The 2,889-nt window shown below is 64.4% G+C and carries 2 protein-coding genes; both read left to right on the forward strand.

Features of this window, described 5'->3' with window-relative positions; genetic code table 11:
- Positions 1-1,683, forward strand: a 1,683-nt coding sequence (oadA, locus tag FN082_RS15005; protein WP_142981861.1) for a sodium-extruding oxaloacetate decarboxylase subunit alpha, incomplete at its 5' end; no start/stop codon positions are given.
- Between the two features lie 15 nt (positions 1,684-1,698).
- Positions 1,699-2,889 (forward strand): oxaloacetate decarboxylase subunit beta (locus tag FN082_RS15010; RefSeq protein ID WP_142981862.1); only part of this gene is annotated, 1,191 nt, incomplete at its 3' end.

Raw genomic sequence — 2,889 nt, forward strand, 5'->3', positions numbered from 1 at the left:
ATTGCCGCTCAGCTCGACGACGTGGGCTACGGCTCCCTCGAATGCTGGGGCGGCGCCACCTTTGACGCCTGCATCCGCTTTCTCGGCGAAGACCCGTGGGTCCGCCTGCGCGAGCTCAAAAAGGCCATGCCGAAGACCCCCCTGCAGATGCTGCTGCGCGGCCAGAATCTGCTCGGCTACCGCCACTACGCCGATGACGTGGTGGAGCGCTTCACTGAGCGTGCCGTCAAAAACGGCATGGACGTGTTCCGCGTCTTCGACGCCATGAACGACCCGCGCAATATGAAGGCCGCATTACAGGCGGTGCGCAGCCACGGCGCCCATGCCCAGGGCACGCTCTCGTACACCACCAGCCCGGCGCACACCCTGCAGACCTGGCTGGATTTAACCGAACAGCTGCTGGAAACCGGCGTCGATTCCATCGCGATTAAAGATATGTCCGGCATCCTGACGCCGGGCGCGGCGTATGAGCTGGTGAGCGAAATCAAAAAACGCTACGACGTGCGCCTGCACCTGCACTGTCACGCCACCACCGGGATGGCGGAGATGGCCCTGCTGAAGGCCATCGAGGCGGGCGTTGACGGCGTCGACACGGCGATTTCCTCGATGAGCGCCACCTACGGCCACCCGGCCACCGAGGCGCTGGTGGCGACGCTGACCGGCACAAAACACGACACCGGGCTGGATATCCTGAAGCTGGAGAGCATCGCGGCGTACTTCCGCGAGGTGCGCAAAAAATACCACGCCTTCGAAGGCCAGCTGAAGGGCTACGACAGCCGCATTCTGGTGGCCCAGGTGCCGGGCGGAATGCTCACCAATCTCGAAAGCCAGCTGAAGCAGCAGAACGCCGCTCACCGTCTGGATGAGGTGCTGGCGGAAATCCCCCGCGTGCGCGAGGACCTCGGCTTTATCCCGCTGGTCACCCCGACTTCACAGATTGTCGGCACCCAGGCGGTGCTCAATGTCCTCACCGGCGAGCGCTACAAAACCATCGCGAAGGAAACCGCCGGGATACTGAAGGGCGAATACGGCCACACCCCGGAACCGGTGAACGCGGCACTGCAGGCCCGCGTGCTGGAAGGGGCAGAAGCCATTACCTGCCGCCCGGCGGATTTACTCAAACCGGAGCTGGCTGCGCTGGAAGCGGACGTGAAGCGCCAGGTGCAGGAGAAGGGCATCACGCTTGCGGAAAACGCCATCGACGACGTGCTCACCGTGGCGCTGTTCCCACAAATCGGCCTGAAGTTCCTTGAGAACCGCCACAACCCGGCGGCGTTTGAGCCGGTACCGCAGGCGGAAGCCGCGCAGCCGGTGGCAAAAGCAGAGAAGCCTGCCGCCTCCGGTATCTACACCGTGGAAGTGGAAGGTAAGGCCTTTGTGGTGAAGGTCAGCGACGGCGGCGATATCAGCCAGCTGACGGCGGCCGTTCCTGCTGCCTCTTCTGCTCCGGCGACGGCCCCGGCAGGCGCCGGCACCCCGGTCACCGCCCCGCTGGCGGGGAATATCTGGAAGGTGATTGCCGCTGAAGGCCAGACGGTGGCGGAAGGCGACGTGCTGCTGATTCTGGAAGCCATGAAGATGGAAACCGAAATCCGCGCCGCGCAGGCCGGGACGGTACGCGGTATCGCGGTGAAGTCCGGCGACGCGGTCTCCGTCGGCGACACCCTGATGACGCTGGCGTAAGGACGAGGAGCGGAAATGGAAAGTCTGAACGCCCTGATTCAGGGGATGGGCCTGATGCACCTCGGCATCGGCCAGGCCATCATGCTGCTGGTGAGCCTGCTGCTGCTGTGGCTGGCTATCGCGAAGAAGTTCGAGCCGCTGCTGTTGCTGCCGATTGGCTTCGGCGGGCTGCTGTCGAATATCCCGGAAGCCGGGCTGGCGCTGACCGCCCTGGAGAGCCTGCTGGCCCACCACGACGCCGGGCAGTTGGCGGTGATTGCCGCGAAGCTCAACTGTACGCCGGACGTCCACGCCATCAAGGAGGCGTTAGCCCTGGCGCTGCCGTCGGTGCAGGGGCAGATGGAAGAGCTGGCCGTGGATATGGGCTACTCGTCCGGGGTGCTGGCGATTTTCTATAAGGTCGCCATCGGCTCGGGCATTGCGCCGCTGGTGATTTTTATGGGCGTGGGGGCGATGACCGACTTCGGCCCGCTGCTGGCCAACCCGCGCACCCTGCTGCTGGGGGCGGCGGCGCAGTTCGGTATCTTCGCCACGGTGCTCGGGGCGCTGACGCTGAACTACTTCGGCCTGATTTCCTTCACCCTGCCGCAGGCGGCAGCGATAGGCATCATCGGCGGCGCGGACGGCCCGACGGCGATTTATCTGTCGGGCAAGCTGGCGCCGGAGCTGCTGGGAGCCATCGCGGTGGCGGCATACTCGTATATGGCGCTGGTGCCGTTAATCCAGCCGCCGATTATGAAGGCACTGACCAGCGATAAAGAGCGGAAAATCCGCATGGTGCAGCTGCGCACGGTGAGCAGGCGGGAAAAAATCCTCTTCCCGGCGGTGCTGTTGCTGCTGGTGGCGCTGCTGCTGCCGGACGCGGCCCCGCTGCTGGGGATGTTCTGCTTCGGCAACCTGATGCGCGAAAGCGGCGTGGTGGAGCGTCTGAGCGACACGGTGCAGAACGGGCTGATTAATATCGTGACCATTTTCCTCGGGTTGTCCGTTGGCGCGAAGCTGGTGGCGGACAAGTTCCTGCAACCGCAGACGCTGGGCATTCTGGTGCTGGGGGTGATTGCGTTCGGTATCGGGACGGCGGCCGGGGTGCTGATGGCGAAGCTGCTCAATAAGTTCAGCAAGAATCCGATTAACCCGCTGATAGGTTCCGCCGGGGTCTCGGCGGTGCCGATGGCGGCCAGGGTGTCGAACAAGGTGGGCCTGGAG

This window comes from Klebsiella spallanzanii (assembly GCF_902158555.1).
Classification (GTDB): Bacteria; Pseudomonadota; Gammaproteobacteria; order Enterobacterales; family Enterobacteriaceae; genus Klebsiella; species Klebsiella spallanzanii.